Annotated in this window: 22 protein-coding genes and 1 pseudogene; 11 read left to right on the forward strand and 12 right to left on the reverse strand. The window is 72.8% G+C overall.

Annotated elements, in window-relative coordinates; all coding sequences use genetic code 11:
• Together ACIA8F_RS35590 and ACIA8F_RS35595 are read left to right on the forward strand one after the other, a co-directional pair.
• The gene (locus tag ACIA8F_RS35590; protein WP_399385194.1) at window positions 1–756 is read left to right on the forward strand and encodes an SDR family NAD(P)-dependent oxidoreductase; all 756 of its coding nucleotides are present in this window, start codon (window positions 1–3) and stop codon (window positions 754–756) included.
• A 140-nt stretch (window positions 757–896) separates the two neighbouring features.
• Window positions 897–1,844 (forward strand): NAD-dependent epimerase/dehydratase family protein, encoded by a 948-nt coding sequence (locus ACIA8F_RS35595; protein WP_399385168.1) that lies wholly within the window; start codon window positions 897–899, stop codon window positions 1,842–1,844.
• Window positions 1,845–1,866: 22 nt separating this feature from the next.
• Here ACIA8F_RS35595 and ACIA8F_RS35600 read toward each other — a convergent pair whose 3' ends face one another.
• Both ACIA8F_RS35600 and ACIA8F_RS35605 read right to left on the reverse strand, forming a co-directional pair.
• Window positions 1,867–2,931, reverse strand: a complete 1,065-nt coding sequence (locus ACIA8F_RS35600; RefSeq protein ID WP_399385169.1) for an ABC transporter substrate-binding protein — start codon at window positions 2,929–2,931, stop codon at window positions 1,867–1,869.
• A gap of 89 nt (window positions 2,932–3,020) precedes the next feature.
• On the reverse strand, window positions 3,021–3,230 hold the full coding sequence (locus ACIA8F_RS35605) for a hypothetical protein (protein WP_399385170.1): 210 nt from the start codon (window positions 3,228–3,230) through the stop codon (window positions 3,021–3,023).
• A gap of 768 nt (window positions 3,231–3,998) precedes the next feature.
• Here ACIA8F_RS35605 and ACIA8F_RS35610 point away from each other — a divergent pair.
• From ACIA8F_RS35610 to ACIA8F_RS35620, 3 genes and pseudogenes are all read left to right on the forward strand, one after another.
• Complete coding sequence (locus ACIA8F_RS35610) at window positions 3,999–5,081, forward strand: endonuclease/exonuclease/phosphatase family protein (protein ID WP_399385171.1); 1,083 nt, start codon at window positions 3,999–4,001, stop codon at window positions 5,079–5,081.
• Window positions 5,082–5,090: 9 nt separating this feature from the next.
• Window positions 5,091–5,801 (forward strand): annotated as a pseudogene (locus tag ACIA8F_RS35615) (alpha/beta fold hydrolase); the annotation flags it as partial.
• 36 nt (window positions 5,802–5,837) lie between these two features.
• Window positions 5,838–6,269 carry a GNAT family N-acetyltransferase gene (locus ACIA8F_RS35620; RefSeq protein ID WP_399385195.1) on the forward strand — a complete coding sequence of 144 codons (432 nt, stop codon included), beginning with the start codon at window positions 5,838–5,840 and terminating at the stop codon, window positions 6,267–6,269.
• A 111-nt stretch (window positions 6,270–6,380) separates the two neighbouring features.
• Here ACIA8F_RS35620 and ACIA8F_RS35625 read toward each other — a convergent pair whose 3' ends face one another.
• Both ACIA8F_RS35625 and ACIA8F_RS35630 read right to left on the reverse strand, forming a co-directional pair.
• Window positions 6,381–7,274, reverse strand: a complete 894-nt coding sequence (locus tag ACIA8F_RS35625; RefSeq protein WP_399385172.1) for a DMT family transporter — start codon at window positions 7,272–7,274, stop codon at window positions 6,381–6,383.
• A gap of 52 nt (window positions 7,275–7,326) precedes the next feature.
• Window positions 7,327–8,133 (reverse strand): alpha/beta fold hydrolase, encoded by an 807-nt coding sequence (locus ACIA8F_RS35630; protein ID WP_399385173.1) that lies wholly within the window; start codon window positions 8,131–8,133, stop codon window positions 7,327–7,329.
• Window positions 8,134–8,265: 132 nt separating this feature from the next.
• Here ACIA8F_RS35630 and ACIA8F_RS35635 point away from each other — a divergent pair, with 132 nt between their 5' ends.
• Window positions 8,266–8,736 (forward strand): MarR family winged helix-turn-helix transcriptional regulator, encoded by a 471-nt coding sequence (locus ACIA8F_RS35635; protein WP_399385174.1) that lies wholly within the window; start codon window positions 8,266–8,268, stop codon window positions 8,734–8,736.
• A gap of 69 nt (window positions 8,737–8,805) precedes the next feature.
• Here ACIA8F_RS35635 and ACIA8F_RS35640 read toward each other — a convergent pair whose 3' ends face one another.
• Together ACIA8F_RS35640 and gdhA are read right to left on the reverse strand one after the other, a co-directional pair.
• Entirely contained in the window at window positions 8,806–10,143 is a 1,338-nt protein-coding gene (locus ACIA8F_RS35640) for an AMP-binding protein (protein WP_399385196.1), read from the reverse strand.
• Between the two features lie 355 nt (window positions 10,144–10,498).
• Window positions 10,499–11,863, reverse strand: coding sequence for an NADP-specific glutamate dehydrogenase (gene gdhA, locus ACIA8F_RS35645; protein WP_399385175.1), 1,365 nt, complete (start codon window positions 11,861–11,863; stop codon window positions 10,499–10,501).
• A 305-nt stretch (window positions 11,864–12,168) separates the two neighbouring features.
• Here gdhA and ACIA8F_RS35650 point away from each other — a divergent pair, with 305 nt between their 5' ends.
• Window positions 12,169–12,660 carry a DUF1772 domain-containing protein gene (locus tag ACIA8F_RS35650; RefSeq protein WP_399385176.1) on the forward strand — a complete coding sequence of 164 codons (492 nt, stop codon included), beginning with the start codon at window positions 12,169–12,171 and terminating at the stop codon, window positions 12,658–12,660.
• On the opposite strand, the gene ACIA8F_RS35655 is transcribed toward ACIA8F_RS35650, so the two are convergent.
• Window positions 12,657–13,202 (reverse strand): anthrone oxygenase family protein, encoded by a 546-nt coding sequence (locus ACIA8F_RS35655; protein ID WP_399385177.1) that lies wholly within the window; start codon window positions 13,200–13,202, stop codon window positions 12,657–12,659. The genes ACIA8F_RS35650 and ACIA8F_RS35655 overlap by 4 nt on opposite strands.
• A gap of 158 nt (window positions 13,203–13,360) precedes the next feature.
• On the opposite strand from ACIA8F_RS35655, the gene ACIA8F_RS35660 reads away from it, so the two are divergent.
• Window positions 13,361–13,846, forward strand: coding sequence for a GNAT family N-acetyltransferase (locus ACIA8F_RS35660; protein ID WP_399385178.1), 486 nt, complete (start codon window positions 13,361–13,363; stop codon window positions 13,844–13,846).
• A 43-nt stretch (window positions 13,847–13,889) separates the two neighbouring features.
• On the opposite strand, the gene ACIA8F_RS35665 is transcribed toward ACIA8F_RS35660, so the two are convergent.
• The 3 genes from ACIA8F_RS35665 to ACIA8F_RS35675 form a co-directional block, all read right to left on the reverse strand.
• Complete coding sequence (locus ACIA8F_RS35665; protein WP_399385179.1) at window positions 13,890–14,816, reverse strand: AraC family transcriptional regulator; 927 nt, start codon at window positions 14,814–14,816, stop codon at window positions 13,890–13,892.
• Between the two features lie 54 nt (window positions 14,817–14,870).
• Window positions 14,871–15,713, reverse strand: a complete 843-nt coding sequence (locus tag ACIA8F_RS35670) for an NAD(P)H-binding protein (protein ID WP_399385180.1) — start codon at window positions 15,711–15,713, stop codon at window positions 14,871–14,873.
• Window positions 15,714–15,833: 120 nt separating this feature from the next.
• Window positions 15,834–16,037, reverse strand: coding sequence for a DUF4287 domain-containing protein (locus ACIA8F_RS35675; RefSeq protein WP_399385181.1), 204 nt, complete (start codon window positions 16,035–16,037; stop codon window positions 15,834–15,836).
• 100 nt (window positions 16,038–16,137) lie between these two features.
• On the opposite strand from ACIA8F_RS35675, the gene ACIA8F_RS35680 reads away from it, so the two are divergent.
• The 3 genes from ACIA8F_RS35680 to ACIA8F_RS35690 all read left to right on the forward strand — a co-directional run bounded on the left by ACIA8F_RS35680 (window position 16,138) and on the right by ACIA8F_RS35690 (window position 17,856).
• Entirely contained in the window at window positions 16,138–16,914 is a 777-nt protein-coding gene (locus ACIA8F_RS35680; RefSeq protein WP_399385182.1) for an alpha/beta fold hydrolase, read from the forward strand.
• Window positions 16,911–17,150, forward strand: coding sequence for a hypothetical protein (locus ACIA8F_RS35685; RefSeq protein WP_399385183.1), 240 nt, complete (start codon window positions 16,911–16,913; stop codon window positions 17,148–17,150). The genes ACIA8F_RS35680 and ACIA8F_RS35685 overlap by 4 nt, the downstream gene beginning before the upstream one ends.
• A gap of 154 nt (window positions 17,151–17,304) precedes the next feature.
• Window positions 17,305–17,856: a flavoprotein gene (locus tag ACIA8F_RS35690; protein ID WP_399385184.1), complete on the forward strand. Its 552-nt coding sequence runs from the start codon at window positions 17,305–17,307 to the stop codon at window positions 17,854–17,856.
• Window positions 17,857–17,877: 21 nt separating this feature from the next.
• On the opposite strand, the gene ACIA8F_RS35695 is transcribed toward ACIA8F_RS35690, so the two are convergent.
• Window positions 17,878–18,384, reverse strand: a complete 507-nt coding sequence (locus tag ACIA8F_RS35695; protein WP_399385185.1) for a DinB family protein — start codon at window positions 18,382–18,384, stop codon at window positions 17,878–17,880.
• 96 nt (window positions 18,385–18,480) lie between these two features.
• The gene (gene sigJ, locus ACIA8F_RS35700) at window positions 18,481–19,299 is read right to left on the reverse strand and encodes an RNA polymerase sigma factor SigJ (RefSeq protein ID WP_399385197.1); all 819 of its coding nucleotides are present in this window, start codon (window positions 19,297–19,299) and stop codon (window positions 18,481–18,483) included.
• Window position 19,300: the final 1 nt, after the last annotated feature.

Raw genomic sequence — 19,300 nt, forward strand, 5'->3', positions numbered from 1 at the left:
ATGACCGGCCTCCTCACGGGCCGGCGCGCCCTGATCACCGGCGCGAGCAGCGGTATCGGGGCGGCCGCCGCCCGGGTGTTCTGCGAGAACGGGGCCTCGGTCCTCCTCACCGCCCGGCGCGAGGAGGAACTGGCCACCCTCACCCGCGAACTGACGGACCAGGGTTTCACCGCCGCCTACGCGGTGGTGGACGTGGCCCGCGCCGAAGAGGTCAAGGCGGCGGTGGACAAGGCGGTGGAGCTCTTCGGGGGTCTGGACGCCGCCTTCAACAACGCGGGGCTGGGCACCGTGCCCGCGCCGCTGCACCTCACCGAGGACGCGGACTTCGAGGCCGTCATGGCCACCAATGTCCGCGGCACGTGGAACTGCATGAAGTACGAGATCGCCGCGATGCTGCCGAACGGCGGGGCGATCGTGAACAACAGCAGCGTCGCGGGCCTCGTCAGCACTCCGGCGGCCGCCGCGTACATCGCCTCGAAGCACGCCGTCATCGGGCTGACGAAGGCCGCCTCCGAGTACTCGGCCCAGGGCGTCAGGGTCAACGCCATCGCCCCCGGCACCACGCGCAGCGAAATGATGGCCCAGTGGTTCGACCTGAACCCCGGTCTGGAGGAGCACCTGCACACCATGGCCCCGCTGCCGCGCACGGCGGACCCGCGCGAGATCGCGCACGCGGCCGCATGGCTGCTGAGCGACCAGGCCTCCTTCGTGGTCGGCGCGACCGTCCCCGTGGACGGCGGCTGGACCGCCCGCTGACGGCCCCCCACCGCGGTGTCCGGCGTCCGGCCGCAAGGCGGCGGAACACCGCGGAACACCGAGACGAAGAAGAGAAGAAGAGCTGCACGGACGCCTCGGGCCGCCCCACCGGGCCACCCCGGCGCCGATAAAATCACCCCATGCAGATGTACGAGAGACCCAGAGTGATCGTCCTGACGGGAGCCACCGGTTTCATCGGCTCGGCTGCACTGGACGCCCTGGCCCGCCGTCCCGGTGTCCTGGTGCGGGCCCTCGCCCGCACGCCCGGTGCGGAGCGCGAAGGCGTGGAGTGGGTGCGCGCGGACCTGTGCGACCCGGGCTCGCTGCACGGTGTCTGTGAGGGCGCGGCCGCGCTGGTGAACCTGGCCTCCTACATCGGGCGCGACGAGGAGCTCTGCCACACGGTCAACGTCCTGGGCGTCGGGGCCCTCCTCGCGGAGGCCCTGCGGGCCGGGGTGCGCCGGATCGTCCACCTGTCCACGGCCGCGGTCTACGGAAACCTCCCGCACCGCGGGATCGAGGTCGACGAGGTGGCCCCGGATCCCGTGTCCGCCGCGAGCCGCTCCCGGCTGGCGGCCGAGGCCCCGGTGCTGGCCGCCGGCGGCACCGTCCTGCGGCCGGGCCTGGTACTGGGCGCCGGTGACCGCTGGGTGGTTCCGGCCCTGGCCGAGCTCATCGACCGGGTACCGGCCAGCTGGGACGGCGGCCGCGCACTGCTGTCCGTGGTCGACGTCGGCGAGCTGGCCCGCCTGATCGACGCCCTGGCCACGGCCCCCGACCCCGTCCCGGGCGGGATCCACCACGCGAGCCACCCCGCCGCAGTGACCAGCGCGGACCTCGTGTCGGCCCTGGCCGACGAGGGGATCCTGCCGCCGGTGCGGGAGGAGTGGTCCTGGGAACGCTGCCTGGAACAGCTCCGCAGACGCCCCGGCCGGGTGACGGAACGGCAGTTCTCCCTGCTGGCCCGCGACTACCACCAGCGTGCCGACTCCATCTGGCGGCTGACCCGGCTGCGCCCCACGTCCACGCCCCTCTCCCTGCTGCCCTCGGCCGCCCCCTGGTACCGCGCCCACCTGGCGGGCGCCTGAAGCAGGCCGCCGCCCGGCCGCCTCAGCCGGCGCCCTCCCCGTAGCGGATCCGGAAGCGGCCGAGATCCGCCGGATCCCGGTCGGCCACCCGGACCGGTGCCCAGACCCACTGCCAGACACCGGTCCCCGGCGTCCGGGAGAACCGGATCGGCCCGCGGCTGCCCTCGACGTGCACCCGCGGCCATGCCCCGGCGACGGCCGCCCGGTCCGTGCCGTACGAACGGAACACCTCCGCGAGGACGGTGACGCTGTCCCAGCCCTCGAAGGCCACGAACGAGGGCTCCTCGCCCAGCCGCTCACGGAGCTCCTTCCCCACCCGCTCCCCGAGCGGACCGAGCCGCTCGGGCAGGTAGCGCAGGAAGGGCACCCCGGCGCCGTCCTCACCCAGCGCACCGGCCCATCCGGCGAACTCCGGCTGCCCGGCCGGAGCCCCGATCAGGATCTCCCCGAGCCGCCGGTCACCCCGTACGGCCCTGACGACCGCCGCCGCCGGCTCCGGATACCCGACGAGCAGGAGCAGCGCGGTACTCCCCTCCTCCACGAGCCTGTCGCACAGCTCCCCGGCGGATCCCTCCCCCACACCGACCTCCACGACGTCGCCGCCGCGGGCGGCGAAACACTCCCGCAGGATGCGGGTACCGGAAGCCCAGTACACGCTCGGCTGAACCACCACGGCGACCCGGCGATGACCGGCCCCGAGCAGGAAGTCCGCATACGTCCTCCACCCGTGGGACTGCGCCGGGGCGATCCGCGCGACCCACTGCGCCGGCTGCTCGGTCAGCGCGTCGAGCACCGCCGAGGAACACAGGAACGGCATCCCGAGCGCCTCGGCCCGCTCAGCCGCGGCCCGGGCGACCACGCTGTGGTACTCCCCCACCACAGCGGCCGCCCCCAGCCCGGCCAGCTCCTCGACGGCCGCCACGGCCCGCTCCGGATCGGCCGCGGTGTCCCGCACCACGAGCTCCAGCGGCCGCCCGCCCACCCCGCCCGCGTCATTGACCTCGCGCACGCCAAGCTCGATCCCCGCCAGCAACTGCCTCCCCGCATCAACCCACCCAGGCCGCGTCAACGGCACAAGAACCCCCACCCGCACGCCCGCCCCACCCACAACGCACCCCTCTCCATCCCTCACCGACCCCCCATTCGACCCACCCCACCACCCCAGGACAAAACCGATTACCCCCAGAGCAGTTCGTTCACCGCCTCCGCCGCCCCCTTGCGCACACCGAGGTCAGGGTGGTGAAGGAACCGCTCGACGACCGGCAGTGCCGCCTGATCGTGCGTCGAACCGAGGATCGCCAGGAGGTAGTCCAGGAGCAAGGGTTCGAAGCCGTCCGCACCGACGGCGAGCGGCTCCACCACCCGGTAGGGAAGTTCGTAGTACACGGATGCGGCAGGCTGCGTGCAGCGCGGACTCCCGCACGGGGTAGCCCTCACAAGAAAGCGCGACCGTGACGAGGCGCTCGACGGCCCGCTCGACATCATCCGACGTCAGGCGGCCCGTCGCCAGGACGTCGCCGACGGCATCCAGACAGAGGTCCCGGCGCCCCTCAGCGGAGCCGTTGAACTCCTCCCAGGCCGATTCGATCAACACCGTCAGACCCTGGTATCCGTCCATGGCCAGACCATAAGAGACGCCCGCCCGACAAGGCCCCCACCTCAAACCCCGGGCCGAGCCCCCACCTCAGAGCCCGGGGCCGAGCCCCCACCTCAGAGCCCGGAGCCCAGCCCCCACCTCAAGGCCCGGGGCGCAGCCCCCACCTCAAGGCCCGGGGCGCAGGCCCCACCTCAAGGCCCGGGGCGCAGGCCCAAGCCAAAGCCCGGGGCGAAGCCCCCACCTCAGAGCCCGAGCGCAGTCCCCACCTCAGAGCCCGGGCGCAGCCCCCGCCTCAAGGCCCGGGTGCAGCCCCCGGTAGCGGGCCCCGGGGCTCCGCCCCGAGCGGGGTCCGGGGCGGAGCCCCGGTTTCGGGAAGGGGCGGGGTGGGGGACAGCCCCGCAGGGCCCCGCCCGGCCCCCGCCCTGCCGGATCCCGCCTGCCCCCGGGACGCACACCCTCACGGGAACCGGCTCCCCGCCACCGACGTCGTCGTACCAGCCACACCACACCACACCCACCACGGCCCACACTCCGAACGCACAGGCAGGAACGGCCCCATGACCCAGGCAGACCAGGGCCCGCCCTACACCTCCGCCTCCCGACCCGACCCCGACCCCCACCCTCCTCACTTCCTCCCCCGCTCCAACACCAACGCCCTCCCCTGGCCGACGGCCCTCCCCCTCCTCTTCTCCCTACTCCTCGCCGCACTCCTCACCCGCCCCTCCCTCGTCCCCAACACTCCTGGCCACCCAGGCAGCTTGCTGGAAACGTTCCTCCCCTGGCTCGGTCTGGCCGTCCCCCTCCTCCTCGCCCTGGCCCTCCGACGCCGCTCCGCGGCCATCGCCCTGGCCCTCCTGCTCCCCACCGCCGCCTGGCTGGCCCAGTTCGGCACCCTCCTCCCCCACACCCCCGCACACACCGCCGCCCACTCCCCCGCAACCACCCACGCGTCCCACCCCGCCCCCCTCATCGCCGTCCAGCACAACATCAGCGACGAGAACCAGGCTCCCTCCCGCACGGCCAAGGCCCTCGCCGCCCCGCGCCCGGCCCTCATCGCCGTCGAGGAGCTCACCCCCGCCGCCCTCACGGCCTTCACCGGCACCCTCGACGCCGACTACCCCCACCACGCCACCCACGGCACGGTCGGCCTCTGGTCGGCGTATCCGCTCTCCGACGTCCGCCCCGTCGACATCAGACCGGCGGCCTTCGCCGACGACCCGCACTGGAACCGCGCCCTGCGCGCCACCGCCGCCACCCCCGACGGCCCCGTCGCCGTCTACGTCGTCCACCTGCCCTCCCTCCGCCTCGGCCCCACCGGCTTCGGCTCCGCCCGCCGCGATGAGAGCGCCGTCCTCCTCGGCGCCGTCCTCGCCGCGGAACCCGCCGACCGCGTCGTCCTGCTCGGGGACCTCAACGGCACCGCCGACGACCGCGGCCTGGCCCCCGTCCGCACCGCCCTGGCGGCCAAGGCAACCCCCGCCGCCACCACCCCCGGCTTCGCCTTCACCTGGCCCGCAGCCTTCCCCCTGGCCCGGATCGACCAGATCCTGGCCCGCTCGGGCACGGTCAGCCACGTACGTACGCTGCCTGCCACCCCCAGCGATCACCTGCCCCTCACCGCCGAGATCCTGTTCGATTAACGTACGGTCATGACTGAATTCGTACTGGTGGCAGGCGCGTGGCTGGGAGCGGCGGCATGGGACGAGGTGGCCGCCGAACTCCGCACCGCACTCCGCACCACGGACGGCGACCACGAGGTCCACGCACTGACCCTGTCCGGCCTGGCGGACAAGCAGGGCAGCCCGGCCGGCCAGCAGACGCACGTCACGGACATAGTCGACGCCATCGACGGACTCGGCCTGCGCGATGTGGTCCTCGTGGGCCACAGCTACTCCGGCATCCCGGTCGGTCAGGCGGCCGAGCGGATCGGCGCCCGCCTGAACCGGGTGGTCTTCGTCGATGCCAACGTCCCCGCCCACGACGAATCCTTCGTCTCCGCCTGGCCCGACGGCCGCTCCGCCGTGGAGGCCTCGATCGCCGCGAACGACGGCTTCTGGCCTCCCCTGCAGGCCGCCGACTGCGAGGGCCAGGGCCTCACCGCCGAGCAGACCGAGCGGCTCCTCGCCGGTGCCACCCCGCATCCGGGCGCGACGCTCACCGAGCCGGCCGTGCTGACCCACCCCCTCTCCGAGCTCCCCGCGACCTACGTCAAATGCCTGCTGGACGGCGCCGAACCCCATCCCGAGGTGGCGAAGCTCCTGGCCGCCGGCCCGGACTGGCAGTGGGTCACCCTGGACACGGGCCACTGGCCGATGTTCTCCGCCCCGTCCGCCCTGGCCCGTGTCCTGCTCGACGCCGCCGAGCAGGACACCCCGCCGCCGGCTTCGGCTCTCCGCATCCACCCGGTGAACGCCGCTTCCGATGCCGCCCTGAGCGACTGGCAGTACGTCCACAACACCGTCATCCCGACGGCCGTCCTCTCCTTGGAGGAGGTACGGGAGCGCTCCGGACGCCACGTCCTGCACCTCGCCCACCTCGGCGACACCCTCGTCGGGTGCACCACGGTCCGGCCGCCCGCCGCCGGCTCCACGACCGCCACCGTGATCGCGCGCGTCCTGCCCGCGTACCGGGGACGGGGCTTCGGCCGGGAGCTGTACTCCTCCGCACTCGCGCAGGCACGCTCCCTCGGCGCCGAGGTCATCGAGACCGTGGTCCTCGCATCCAACCCCGAGGGCCTGACGTTCGCGCACCGAGCGGGATTCGTCGAGTTCGACCGCTACGTCCTCCCCGGCGACACCGTGCCCTTCGTAGACCTGCGCCTCGCCTGAGCGTCCCCCGGATCCGCCTCGAACTCGCGGACCGCACCTTCTGCCGGGCATCTCCCTCGCCATGAACCGCACCCCCGACTACGCGGACGCGGACTCGCACCGGGCGACGGCCTAGGCCGGGCTCCGGCGCTTCCGGGAGACGGCGACTCCGGCCAGGCACACCGCACCACCGAGCAGGGTCAGCGCGGCCGGGACCTCGTCGAGGGCGATCCAGGCGATGAGCACCACGACGGCGGGCACCGCGTAGGTGGTCGCGCCCATCTTCCCCGCGGTGGTCCGCGACAGCGCGTAACTCCAGGTGGTGAAGGCGAGTGCGGTCGGGAAGAGTCCCAGGTAGAGCATGTTGAGGACGGCGGCGAGCGGTGCCCCGGGGAGCTGATCGACGAGCTGCCCGACGAAGGGCAGGGTGACGGCCGTACCGACGAAGCAGCCGTACGTGGTCACCTGGATCGGACTCGCATGGGCCAGTGCCGGCTTCTGCGCGACCACCCCGGCCCCGTACGTGAGCGCGGCGACCAGGCAGAGCAGGACCCCTCCCACCGAAGCAGACCCGCCGTTCGAGGTCGACAGTCCGACCAACACCGCCCCGGCGAAGGAGACCGCCATGCCCGCCAGCAGCAGGGGCGGGAAGCCCTCCTTGAGCAGCCAGCCGCTGAGCAGTGCGATCACGATCGGGCCGATGTTGACGATCATGGCCGCGGTGCCGGCGTCCACGAGCTGCTCGCCCCAGTTCAGCGTCACCATGTAGAGCCCGAACCAGAGCACCCCGGAGATCAGGATCCCGGGCCACGCCTGCCTCGGCGGCGGCGGCACCCGCTTGACGACCAGTACCAGCCCGAGCACGACGGAGGCGGTCAGCAACCGTCCGAACGCCAGCGCTCCGGGCCCGAAGTGCGCGGCCGCCGAGCGGATGGAAACGAACGCGGAGGCCCACAGCACGACGGTCACTCCAGCGGCTATCAGAGCCCGGCGATCGACCCTGACCTGATCAGACGTCTTGTCCATGCGAGCAAGCTACCTGCCCCGTCCGAAAGGCCCGTTGCCCTTTTCCGAGCGCCTACGCCCCGGCCGGAGCCAGCAGCCCCCGCAGCCGCTCCGCGTAGCCCCGGGGGTGCGTGGTGTTGCCGTTGTGGCCGCCCGGGAAGACCTGTATCTCCGTGTCCAGGAGAGCCGCCAGTTCCGTAGCGCACCGGTGGTCGAAAACGCTGGACGGTGTGGCGGCACCCAGCGCGGGGATGATGCGCGTCGGGGTCCGGGTCAGGGCGTCCAGGTCGAGGGTGTCCTCCACGACGGCGGTGAAGTCGTGCTCGATGAAGTAGCCGAAGTTGGCACGCCGTCGCTCGTCCAGGGGCTGCGGGGTGAGCCCCGGCTCCGCATCGCGTCGCGCGAGGTCTATCCCGAGGACCCGCGCCATCTGCGGAAAGACGGCTTCGAGCCCGCCCGTCCGGTAGATCCCCTGCAATTCCTCGAGCTCCGCCTCGTGCCGGGCCCGCTCCCCCTCGGGAAGCAGCCTCGGAGCCACCGGCTCGTGCGCGATGAGGGTGCTCACCTGCTCCGGGTGCCGAACGGCCAGGTGCAGTCCGATGACGGCCCCGAGGCTGCAGCCGAGCATCAGCACCGGCTCGTCGGTGACGGAGGCAAGCAGCCGGTGGACGTCATCGGCGTGCTCGGCGAGCGACACGGCCCGGCCGGACTCCGCCGGCCGGCTGCGCGAGAGTCCGCGGCGGTCGTAGGTCAGTACGGTGAAGTCATCGGTGAGGTGCGGGACGAGATCCACGGTGCGGTCGGCGTCCCCCTCCCCGCTCTGCGCGATGAGCAGCATCGGGCCGGAGCCCTGCAGTTGGTGGTGGAGTACAGCACTCATGGCAACTCCTTGCTCGCGGCTCCGGACCCCCAGTCCGTCACTCTCTGCAATCACCCTAACCCATCGATTAAGATACATCAATAGAGATGGATCGAAAAAGATGCATCTTCTTCGATGGTTCGCCGGGTTCCGATGTACCGTGCTCCCGTGGACGGAATCGAACTCTTCCTGCTGGGCCGCGCTTTGATGAAGCTCGGCGAGGAGGCCCTGCCCGAGCCCCCCGGCGGCCCGGGCCAGTACGCCGGCGGCACCCGCTCCGTCGTGATCGTCGCCGGCGACATCGCCGCCCATCCCGGCACGACGGTCGGCGAGACGGCCCAGCGCACGGGCCTCCCGCAGAGCCAGGTGTCCGGAGCCGTCGCCCGCCTGCGCGAGGCCGGCTCCGTGGAGACCTCGCCCGACCCGGCCGACCGCCGCCGCACGCTGGTCCGCCAGGCCCCCGGAATCTCCCCGCGCGTGGCCGCCGTACGCGCCGCCGGGGCGTCCAAGGTCGAGGACGCCCTCGCCCGTGCCCTCGGCGAGGCCGAGGCGCAGCGGCTGCCGGAGCTGACCCGGGCCCTGGAGGTCCTGGCCCGCCACCTGGTGCCCCGCGCGACCGCCTGACCGCACTCCCCCGAACCTGGTGCCCCGCGCGACCGCCTGACCGCACTCCCCCGAAAGGGACCCTAGGCCTCAGCCGTCGCCCAGCAGCAGCTTCTTCTGCGGCTTGCCCATCGCATTGCGCGGGATCGCCGCCACGAACCGCACCTCGCGCGGCCGCTTGTGCACTGACAGGTGCGCGGCGACGAAGTCCGTCAGTTCCGGCCCCGTGACGCCCTCGGCCACCACGAAGGCCACGATCCGCTGCCCGAGATCCGCGTCCGGCAGCCCCACCACCGCCGCCTCGCTCACCTTGGGGTGGTCCAGCAGCGCGTTCTCGATCTCGCCGGCGCCGATCCGGTAACCGCCCGACTTGATCATGTCGATGGAGGCCCGGCCGACGATCCGGTGGACCCCGTCGGTCTCGTCGACGGCCGCGATGTCGCCCGTACGGAACCACCCGTCCTCGGTGTAGGCGGCGGCCGTGGCCTCGGGCCGGCCCAGATACCCGGAGAACAGCGTCGGCCCCGTGAGCTGCAGCTCGCCGATCTCCGCGCCCGCCTCCGCCGCGATCCGCGTGCGGATGCCCCGCAGCGGGGTACCGACCGTACCGGGCCGTACCTCCCCGCCCGCACGCCCGCTCACGGTGATCAGCGTCTCGGTCATCCCGTACCGCTCCACGGGCCGCAGCCCGGTCAGCCGCTCCAGGTCCCGGAAGACCGGCGCGGGCAGCGCGGCGCTGCCGGAGACGAGCAACCGGGCCCCGCCCAGCGCGGCGGCCGCCGCCGGAGCCCCCGCGATACGGGACCACACGGTCGGCACCCCGAAGTACAGGCTGCCCCCGGCCTCCGCGTAGGCCTCGGGGGTCGGCCGCCCGGTGTGCACGAGGCGGCTGCCGGTGCGCAGTGCTCCGAGCACCCCGAGGACGAGCCCGTGCACGTGGAACAGCGGCAGCCCGTGCACGAGGGTGTCCTCGGCGCTCCACTGCCAGGCCTCGGCGAGGGCGTCGAGATCGGCGGCCAGGGCCTCGGCGGTGAGAACGACCCCCTTGGGCGGCCCGGTCGTCCCGGAGGTGTACAGAATCAGCGCCGGCCGCTCGGACCCGGCCGCGACCCCGCCCCCCGCATCGCCACGCCGCGCGAAGTCCACGTCGACGAGCACCGCGCCGGAGTCCCGCAGGATGTGCTCCCGCTCGGCGGGCCCCGCGTCGGGCGGCAGCGGTACGAAGGGCACCCCGGCCAGCAGCCCCCCGACGACGGCGGCGACGGTCTCCAGCGAGGCCGTCGCGGTCACCGCGAAGGCGGGCGCCCCGGCGACATCGGCGGCCACGGCACGGGCCGCACCGAGCAGGTCCTCGTAGGAGGCGTCCCGCCCGGCCACCCGCAGAGCGTCGGGCCGGTCTCCGTACACCCCGGTGAGCGCGGTCAGCATTGATCCCCCCACGGAGTCGATCACATCCAACCGCCCCACCCTACGACCGCCCCCGCCCCGCCGAACGCGAGGCCGGGGTCCGGGCCGAAACCCACCCCCGCCGGCATCCAAGCCGCAGGCCCCGCCACGGACTCCATCCCCCCCCCCCCCCCCCCCCCCCCCCGCCCCCCCCCCCCGGGGGGGCGGGGGGGGCCCCCCGGGAACGGAGGAAGGGCGGGTCGGGGACCACCTCACGCAGCGCCACCCACAACCGGCGCCCCGCACCCCGTACCCGCCCCTCACCCCAGCGCGTCAGCCCGTCAGCGCCACAGCACCGACGAGCGCCGAGCAACGCCGAACATCGCCGAGCAGCGCCTCAGATCAGCCCCTGCGCGAGCATCGCGTCCGCCACCCGCTCGAAGCCCGCGATGTTCGCCCCGGTCACGTAGTCCCCGGCGGAGCCGTACCGCTCGGCGGTCGCGTAGGACACCGCGTGGATGTCCCGCATGATCCCCGCCAGCTCCGCCTCGACCCGCTCCGCGCTCCACGCCACGCGTCCGGCGTTCTGCGCCATCTCCAGCGCGCTGACCGCGACACCGCCCGCGTTCGCCGCCTTGCCCGGCCCGAAGGAGACCCCGGCCGCCTGCAGCAGGTGCACCGCCTCCGGCGTGGTCGGCATGTTCGCGCCCTCCGACACCGCCTTGACGCCGTTCGCGATCAGCGTCCGCGCGTCATCGGCGGTCAGCTCGTTCTGCGTGGCCGACGGGAAGGCGACTTCCGCCGCCACGTCCCACACGCGACCGCCCGGCACGAACCGGGCCGACGGCCCGCGACGCTGCGCGTACTCGCTCACGCGCCCGCGCTCGACCTCCTTGATCTGCTTCAGCAGCGCGAGGTCGATGCCCTTCTCGTCCACCACGTAGCCCTGGGAGTCGGACGCCGTCAGCGGGTTCGCACCGAGCTGCTGCAGCTTCTCGATCGTGTACAGCGCCACGTTGCCCGAGCCGGACACGACCGCCGTCAGCCCGTCCAGCGAGAGCCCCTTGACCGCCAGCATCTCGGCGGCGAACAGCACGCTGCCGTAGCCCGTGGCCTCCGGACGGATCAGCGAGCCGCCCCAGCCCTGGCCCTTGCCGGTCAGGACGCCGGCCTCCCAGCGGTTGGTGATGCGCCGGTACTGGCCGAAGAGGTACCCGATCTCGCGGCCGCCGACGCCGATGTCGCCCGCGGGGACGTCCGTGTGCTCGCCGATGTGACGGTAGAGCTCGGTCATGAAGGACTGACAGAAGCGCATGACCTCGGCATCGGACCGCCCGTGCGGGTCGAAGTCGCTGCCGCCCTTGCCGCCGCCGATGCCGAGCCCGGTCAGCGCGTTCTTGAAGATCTGCTCGAAGCCGAGGAACTTCACCACGCCGATGTCCACCGACGGGTGGAAGCGCAGGCCGCCCTTGTACGGGCCCAGCGCGCTGTTGAACTCGACGCGGTAGCCACGGTTGACGTGGACGCGACCGCGGTCGTCCTGCCACGGCACCCGGAAGATGATCTGCCGCTCCGGCTCGGTGAGCCGCTCCAGCAGGGCCACACCCGGCTCCGCGTACTCGGGGCGCGCCGCGAACACGGGGGCCAGGGTGTCCAGGACCTCCCGTACGGCCTGGTGGAACTCGGGCTGGGCGGGGTTCCGGCGCTCGATGTCGGCACGCAGCGCGTCAAGCCGGCCCTGCGGGTCCTTGGGGTCCGTCACGGTCTGTTCCTCCAGGTCTCGATGCGGGGACCGGCCTCGAGATGCGGCTCGAAGCTCCGGACGTCATTTCCACATGGCGGAAATTATTATCCGAAAATAGTCCCCAGCGGGAGGGTACCCCTCCCGCCGACCACGGCCACGAGCCATTCCGGCCTGCTCCCATCGACGCCCACTCCACCACGGACGACTCGACCCCTGCTCCACCGCGGACAGGTCGTGCCCCACAGGGGACAGACCGTGCTCCACCACGGCCGGGCCCTGCTCCACCATGGACAGAACCACGAGGCAGGACATAGACAGGCCTTATGGACATCGCACGGGCCGCCGCCCTCGTCGCCGCGACGCTGACCACGGGCCTGATGGCGGGCCTCTTCTTCGCCTTCGACGTCTCGGTGATGCCCGCGCTGAAGCGCTCCGACGACCGGACCCTCATCTCCGTCATGCAGCGCGTGAACACGTCCATCATCAACGGCTGGTTCATGCTGGCGTTCCTGGGCGCGCTCCTGTTCACGGCCCTCGCACTGGCCCTGCACCTGCCCTCCGACGAGCACGCGCCGGTGCCCGCGCTGGCGGGCGCCCTCGTCCTCTACGTGCTCGCCGTCGCGGTCACCGGCCGGGTGAACATCCCCCTCAACAACGCCCTGGAGGCGGCGGGTCCCGCCGAGCGGATCGCGGACCCGGCCGCCGTACGCGCCGCGTTCGAGAGGAAGTGGGTACCGGCCAACCGCTGGCGCACCGCACTCTGCACGGCCGCCCTGGCCTGCCAGTCCTGGGCCCTCCTGGCGGCCGTCGCCTAGGCGGTGTCTTGCCGATCGGACCGGGCAGCCGCCCCCGTCGCCCGCCCGTACAGCACGAGCGCCCGTGCCAGGGCGGTCAGCGCCGCCGCGCAGAGCAGGGTGCGCAGGATGTTCGCCGTCTCCCAGGTGCCCTTGAACTTCTCCACGACCGGAAAGTCGGTCAGCTTCGCGGCATCACCCACGTCGGCGAGTTCGTTGTTGAGCGGAATGTTGACGGCGAAGGTGACGACGAGCACGACGAGGTACGCCGCCGCGGCCACCGCGGCCCGCAGCGCGACCGCGCGGCGTCCGGCCCGCGCCTCGACGAAGGCCGCGGCGAAGGCGGCGAGCAGCGCGACGACGAAGACCGTCCCGAAGAGCGGGTTCCCGTCGATGACGGCGTTGAAGCTCTGCATCGCGGTGACGTACGTCCGGTCGTCGGTCTTCGCCAGTCCCGGCATCACCGAGACGTCGAAGGCGAAGAACAGCCCCGCCATCAGGCCGACCAGAACGGTCGACAGGACGAGCAGTGCGGTGGAGAGTCTGGTTCCGGTGGATCCCATCAGCTGTGCCCCCGTATATCCGTCGAAATCCGAACCGGGAGGCCTGCACCGCCCCCGACGGCTGCCGATCGTGCCATCACCGGCACCATCCGGCCAGTGAACCTTCAATGCCGCACCACCCCTCCAACTCGCATGTACCGCACACGTAGGCTGCGCGGATGAGCGCACGCACCACCTCCCTCCGTCTCGCCCCGGTCACTCCCGACAACTTCGCCGCCGTCTGCGCGCTGTCGGTCCGCCCCGACCAGGAGCACCTCGTCTCCCCCGTCGTGAAGTCACTGGCCGAGGCCTACGCCCACGGGGAGACGGCCTGGCCCAGGGCGATCGTCGACGGCGACGAGGTCGTCGGCTTCCTGATGGCCTTCCTCGACATCGCCTGGAACCCGGCCGAGGACCCCGAGGACATCCGTTCCGGCCTCTGGCGCCTGAACATCTCGGCGGCCCACCAGTCCAAGGGCTACGGCCGCTTCGCGGTCACGGCGCTCACCGACGAACTCCGCCGCCGGGGCGCCTCCCACGCCTACGTCACCTGGCACCCGGGCCCCGGCACCCCCGAACCCTTCTACCTCTCCCTCGGCTTCCGCCCGACGGGCGAACAGAGCGACGGCGAAACCGTGGGCGTCCTGGAACTCGCCAACCCTTAGTACCCCGCCCGGTCCGCCCGTTCGTCCGCCCTCGCCGCCGCCGCTAGCCCGCGGCAGTGTTGGTGGCCGCCGCCCCCGCCCGGTACTCCCGCGGGCTGACCCCCCGTACCCGCTTGAAGGCCGTCGACAGGGCGAACGCCGAGCCGTAGCCGACCCGGTGGGCGGCCGAGGCGAGCGTCGTGGACGGGTCGCGCAGCAGGTCGGCCGCCAGTGCCAGCCGCCAGCCCGTCAGGTAGGACATCGGTGGCTCGCCGACCAGCTCGGTGAAACGACGGGCCAACGCGGCCCGCGAGACGCCGACTTTGCGGGCCAGCGACTCCACGGTCCAGCCGTAGGCGGGATTCTCGTGCAGCAGCCGCAGCGCCGGACCGGTCACCGGGTCGTTCTCGGCGCCGCCGCGCTCCGCGAGCCAGCCGCGTACGACGCCGATCAGCAGCAGGTCCAGGATCCGGTTCAGGACGAGTTCCTGAGCCGGCTCCGTACGGGAGATCTCCGCCCCCAGCAGCCCGACCAGCGTGGGGTCCACCGGCCCGACCAGCACCCGCGGCAGCGTGGTGAGCAGGCGGCTGCCGATCTCGCCCGGATCCTGGTAGGTACCGCTCAGCAGGACCGCCGAACCCTCCGCCGCACCCCAGGTCCGTACCCCGAGGGCCATGGAGTCCGACACGTCCTCCCCGCCGTCCACCCTGCTGCACCGCTGGTCCGGACCCACCCTGATCTGCGGCGGCGTGTCCCTGGCGTCGGCCAGGGTGTACGGAAGCGGTCCTCGCACCAGGGCCGCCTCGCCCGGCGCGAGCAGCACGGGCTCGTCGCCGTCCGGCAGCAGCCACGCCGATCCGTGCACCGACGTCATCACCGACAGCGGGGCACGGTCCTCGATCCGCACCGACCAGGGCGGGTTGAACACGCACTTCACGAGGAAGGCCGATGTGGCCTTGGGGCCTTCGAGCAGAGCCGTCAGCGTATCCATCGGCCCATTCTCCCCACCCGCACCCCGACCACCCGCGGCCCGACCCCCCATCCCCTACACGTCCCAGACGCCGCGGGCAGCCGCCTCCCGCGCGAACTCCGAGAAGTCCCGCGGCTTGCGGCCCAGTACCTCCTCGACCCCGTCCACCAGGTGCGCGTTGCGCCCGTCCAGGATCAGCGTGAACAGCTCCGCGAACTCCTCCGGCAGCCCGTTCTCCCGCAGCACCGCCCGGTAGGCCTCGTCCGAGACCGGAACGTACGCGATCTCGCGCCCGGTCGCCTTCGACAGCTCGGCCGCGACGTCGGCGAAGCTGAGCAGCCGCGGGCCGGAGAGCTCGTAGGTACGGCCGATGTGCCGGTCCCCGGTCAGCGCGGCCACCACCACGTCGGCGATGTCCTCGGTGTCGACGAACGGCTCGACGGCGTCGGCCGTCGGCAGGGCGATCTCGCCGGCGAGCACCGGCTCCAGGAAGAAGCTCTCGTCGAAGTTCTGGTTGAACCAGGCGGCGCGCACCACCGTCCAGTCGGCCCCGGACTCCTTCAGCGCCTCCTCGCTCCGCTGCGCCGCCTCCTCGCCGCGCCCCGAGAGCAGCACGAGCCGGCGGACCCCGGCGGCCACCGCCGCCCGGGCGAAGGCCCCGACGTGCTCGGCGGCGCCGGGAAAACCGAGGTCGGGGTAGTACGTGACGTACGCCCGGTCCACACCCTCCAGGGCCGGTCCCCAGCTCGCGGGTTCGTTCCAGTCGAAGACCGGCTCACCGGAGCGCGACCCGATGCGGACCGGACGGCCCAGCGCGGTCAGCTTCTCGGCCACACGCCGGCCGGTCTTGCCCGTGCCGCCGATGACCAGCGTGCGGAGGGCGGTGTCGTTCTGCGTCTGCTGCGTCGTCTCCGTCATGAGAACCAGTCAACTCCGGCGGCCTGAGACGGAACATCGCCGAGAAGCTCAACCACATACGCCTGCGTCCACGCCCCCTCGCCCGCACCCCCCGCCCACGCCCTACGGCTACGGCTACGGCTACGGCTCGGTGAGCGTGTGCTTCACGAGCGCGTTGGCGTGCCCGTGTCCGACCCCGTGCTCGGTCTTGAGCCAGCCGACGAGCTCCATGTGCTTGGTCAGCGGCGAATCCCGGATGAGCTCCTGCCACTCCGCGATCGGGCGGCCGTACTTCTTCTCGATGGAAGGGAAGTAGCTGGCGGGGCCCTTCACCGGCTCGCTCATGACGGTCCTCTTCTCTCTGCCGATGCGACGTACGAGAGGTAGACCGGGACCCGCGCGAAAACTCATCGGCCCACCGAAAGAAGTATCGGATGATCTCCCCATGATGTGGACCGAGCGCACCGTCACCCGAGCCGGCGTCCGCCTGACCTGCCGCGACTGGAACCCCCACCACCCTGCCTCCACACCCCCGGTGGTCCTCCTCCACGGTCTCGCGGGCCACGCGGGCGAATGGGACGCGGCCGCCGCGCACCTGGCCCCGCACCACCGCGTGGTGGCGGTGGACCAGCGCGGTCACGGAGCCAGCGAGCGCCGTCCCGCGGACGTCTCCCGCGCCGCGTTCGTCGCGGACGTGCGTGCCGTCTGCGAACAGCTCGGCGTGCAGCGCCCGGTGCTGGTGGGCCAGTCGCTCGGCGGTCACACCGCGATGCTCACCGCCGCCGCCCACCCGGAGCTCGTACGGGGCCTCGTGCTGGTCGAGGCCGGCGAGGCCTGGGCAGCCGGCCTGGAGCAGCGCGCGGACGGCTGGCACCCGCGCTTCGAACGCTCGGTGATGGTCGCGGCCATCACCGAGAACAGCACCCGCGCGTGGTGGCCGCAGTGGCGAGCGGTCCGGTGTCCCACCCTGCTCGTCATCGGGGAGAAGGGCATCGTGCCGCCCGAGGAGTCCGTCCGGATGCTCGACTCGGCCGACCCGTCCACCGTGACGACGGCGGTCTCCGTCCCCGGCTCCGGCCACGACGTCCACCTGGACCGGCCCGCCGTCGTGCACTCCCTGCTGTCGGCGTTCCTCACAGGGTGGACCCGGCCAAGGTCCGGGCTCCGGCAACCGGGTGGCCGTAGTGACCCCCGTACGGCCACCTCGTTCACCAGGGCATGATCAAGCGCATCGTCACCACGGCCCTCATCGCCGGCACCGCAGCCCTCGCCGTGGCCGCCCCCGCCATGGCCGCCGAGCCGCCGCACGCCGACCCCGTCGCCAGCACCCTCGCAGACGGTTCCGAAGACTTCGCGACCCTGGTGCCCGGCCAGGCCGGCGACGACCTGACCGACTTCTCGGGCGCGTTCGACGCGTTCACCGCGGGCAACGCCCAGCAGACCGTCACCAACCGCTGACCCGCACCACCAGCCGGCCTTCACCTGCGAACCCCCGGACCGACCGACCGCTCACCGCACCGGGTCCGGGGGTTCGCCGCGTCAGCACCTCGCAGGCGGCTGCCGCGCCCGCCCTCGGTCAACCGCAGGTCAAGCAATATGATCACATTGCGGTATGACCACGACGAAGACCCTCTACCTGCTCTGCTCCGCCGCCCCGCCCGTCTTCGACGTGGCCCACGTCATCGAGGACGCCCAGTCCCGCGGCTGGGACGTCTGCCTCGGACTCACCCCCACGGCCGCGCACTGGCTGTCCGGCAGCCTCGACGGTCTCGCCGCGCTCACCGGCCACGCCGTCCGCTGGCAGTACAAGCTGCCCGGGGAGCCCGACGTATGGCCGGCGGCCGACGCCCTGCTCTTCGCCCCGGCCACGTTCAACTCCGTCAACGCCTGGGCCCTCGGCCTGACCGACCGGTTCGTCGTCGGGGTCGCCGCCGAGGCCATCGGCAAGGGCACCCCCGTCGTCGCCATGCCCTGCACGAACGCCGCCCTCGCCGCCCACCCGCAGTTCGACCCGTCCCTGGCCGTCCTGCGCGGCGCCGGCGCGAAGGTCCTCTTCGGCGAGGGCGGATTCGTCCCCGGCCCGGCCGGCCCGGACGCCCCGGCGCACTTCCCCTGGGCGGCAGCCCTGGACGAGGTGGACCGCACCACGGCCTCCGCGGCGTAGCCCGGCCGGGAGGGGGCGCCGCTACTCCCCCGTCGTCCCGTCGATCGCCTCGCGCAGCAGGTCCGCGTGCCCGTTGTGCCGGGCGTACTCCTCGATCATGTGGGCCAGTACGTAGTGCAGGGAGTACTCCTGGTCTTCGTAGGAGCCGGTCACGTCCAGGGAGGCGGCCGCGTCCACGATCTCCCGCGAGCGCGCACAGGTGTCCTCCCAGATCTTGAACGAGCCGGCGACATCGGCGTCGTCCACGTGGAACTCCCGCCACTCCCCGGCCTCGTTCTTCCCGAAGTACCCGCGCACGTCCTCGCCGCCCACGACGTTGCGGAACCATCCCCGCTCGACCTCCGCGAGATGCCGTACCAGCCCGAGCAGGCTCAGCCCCGACGGAGCCACCGCCCGGCGCCGCAGCTGCTCGTCCGACAGCCCGGCGCACTTCATCATCAGGGTGTCCCGCTGCCGCTGGAGGATGCTGGTGAGGGTGGCGCGCTCGTCGCCAACCAGCACGGGCCGGGTCCGCTGTTCGTCGATCATCGGATGATGATCACAGCCCGGCGGCGGCCCGCGTGCGCCAATTCCACATCCCGGACACCCCGTCCACGGACCGGCCCGCCGTCCCTGCCGGCCCTCTCAGCGCAGCCCCGCCACCTTCTCCGGATTCACCTGCAACCGCAGGTTCACGACCCGCCCGTCCACCGCGTCCAGGTCGTACGTCAACGCCGCCCGTGCGACGCCCCCGTACACGAACACCACGGACTCCTCCCCGTTGACCCGCGCCGACTCCAGGGTCACCGCCCGCAGCGAGGGCTTGGCCAGCATCCCCAGCAGCCAGCGCGCCACGTGGTCGGCCCCGTGCAGCGGCCGCCGGGCCGCCGTCACCTTGCCGCCGCCGTCCGACCAGGCCGTCACCCCGGGGGCGAGCAGTTCCATCACCGCGTTCAGGTCCCCGCCCGCGCACGCGTCCAGGAACCGCCGGGTCACCTCGCCCCGTTGCCCCGGCTCGGTGGCGAACCGCGGCTGCCGGGCCCGTACGTGGGCGCGTGCCCGGTGCCCGGTCTGCCGTACGGTCGCCTCCGCGCGGTCCAGCACCCCCGCGACCTCCGCGTACGAGTACCCGAACACCTCCCGCAGCACGAACACGGCGCGCTCCAGCGGACTCAGGCTCTCCAGCACCACCAGCATCGCGGTCGACACCGTCTCGGCCCTCTCCACCCCCTCCGCACCGTCGGGCACGGTCGGCAGGGGCTCGGTCAGCAGCGGCTCGGGCAGCCACGGCCCGATGTAGGCCTCCCGGGCGGCGCGGGCCGAAGTGAGCCGGTTCAACGACAGGTTGGTGACCGTGCGGACCAGGTAGGCACGCGGGTTGAGGACCGCGGACCGGTCCGCCCGGTCCCAGCTCAGCCACGCGTCCTGGAGGACGTCCTCGGCGTCGACGACGCTGCCGAGCATC

Source organism: Streptomyces sp. NPDC051563, from assembly GCF_044454225.1.
Lineage (GTDB): Bacteria > Actinomycetota > Actinomycetes > Streptomycetales > Streptomycetaceae > Streptomyces.

What these genes read in the sequence shown, in the direction of transcription:
- ACIA8F_RS35630 (WP_399385173.1), bottom strand. Translation starts at nt 8,133, where the DNA reads ATGAGTGCTGTACTCCACCACCAACTGCAGGGCTCCGGCCCGATGCTG.
- ACIA8F_RS35680 (WP_399385182.1), top strand. Translation starts at nt 16,138, where the DNA reads ATGATGTGGACCGAGCGCACCGTCACCCGAGCCGGCGTCCGCCTGACC.
- ACIA8F_RS35670 (WP_399385180.1), bottom strand. Translation starts at nt 15,713, where the DNA reads ATGACGGAGACGACGCAGCAGACGCAGAACGACACCGCCCTCCGCACG.
- ACIA8F_RS35695 (WP_399385185.1), bottom strand. Translation starts at nt 18,384, where the DNA reads ATGATCGACGAACAGCGGACCCGGCCCGTGCTGGTTGGCGACGAGCGC.
- ACIA8F_RS35610 (WP_399385171.1), top strand. Translation starts at nt 3,999, where the DNA reads ATGACCCAGGCAGACCAGGGCCCGCCCTACACCTCCGCCTCCCGACCC.
- ACIA8F_RS35685 (WP_399385183.1), top strand. Translation starts at nt 16,911, where the DNA reads ATGATCAAGCGCATCGTCACCACGGCCCTCATCGCCGGCACCGCAGCC.
- ACIA8F_RS35690 (WP_399385184.1), top strand. Translation starts at nt 17,305, where the DNA reads ATGACCACGACGAAGACCCTCTACCTGCTCTGCTCCGCCGCCCCGCCC.
- ACIA8F_RS35595 (WP_399385168.1), top strand. Translation starts at nt 897, where the DNA reads ATGCAGATGTACGAGAGACCCAGAGTGATCGTCCTGACGGGAGCCACC.
- ACIA8F_RS35635 (WP_399385174.1), top strand. Translation starts at nt 8,266, where the DNA reads ATGTACCGTGCTCCCGTGGACGGAATCGAACTCTTCCTGCTGGGCCGC.
- ACIA8F_RS35590 (WP_399385194.1), top strand. Translation starts at nt 1, where the DNA reads ATGACCGGCCTCCTCACGGGCCGGCGCGCCCTGATCACCGGCGCGAGC.
- ACIA8F_RS35640 (WP_399385196.1), bottom strand. Translation starts at nt 10,143, where the DNA reads ATGCTGACCGCGCTCACCGGGGTGTACGGAGACCGGCCCGACGCTCTG.
- sigJ (WP_399385197.1), bottom strand. Translation starts at nt 19,299, where the DNA reads ATGCTCGGCAGCGTCGTCGACGCCGAGGACGTCCTCCAGGACGCGTGG.
- ACIA8F_RS35650 (WP_399385176.1), top strand. Translation starts at nt 12,169, where the DNA reads ATGGACATCGCACGGGCCGCCGCCCTCGTCGCCGCGACGCTGACCACG.
- ACIA8F_RS35665 (WP_399385179.1), bottom strand. Translation starts at nt 14,816, where the DNA reads ATGGATACGCTGACGGCTCTGCTCGAAGGCCCCAAGGCCACATCGGCC.
- ACIA8F_RS35675 (WP_399385181.1), bottom strand. Translation starts at nt 16,037, where the DNA reads ATGAGCGAGCCGGTGAAGGGCCCCGCCAGCTACTTCCCTTCCATCGAG.
- ACIA8F_RS35625 (WP_399385172.1), bottom strand. Translation starts at nt 7,274, where the DNA reads ATGGACAAGACGTCTGATCAGGTCAGGGTCGATCGCCGGGCTCTGATA.
- ACIA8F_RS35660 (WP_399385178.1), top strand. Translation starts at nt 13,361, where the DNA reads ATGAGCGCACGCACCACCTCCCTCCGTCTCGCCCCGGTCACTCCCGAC.
- ACIA8F_RS35655 (WP_399385177.1), bottom strand. Translation starts at nt 13,202, where the DNA reads ATGGGATCCACCGGAACCAGACTCTCCACCGCACTGCTCGTCCTGTCG.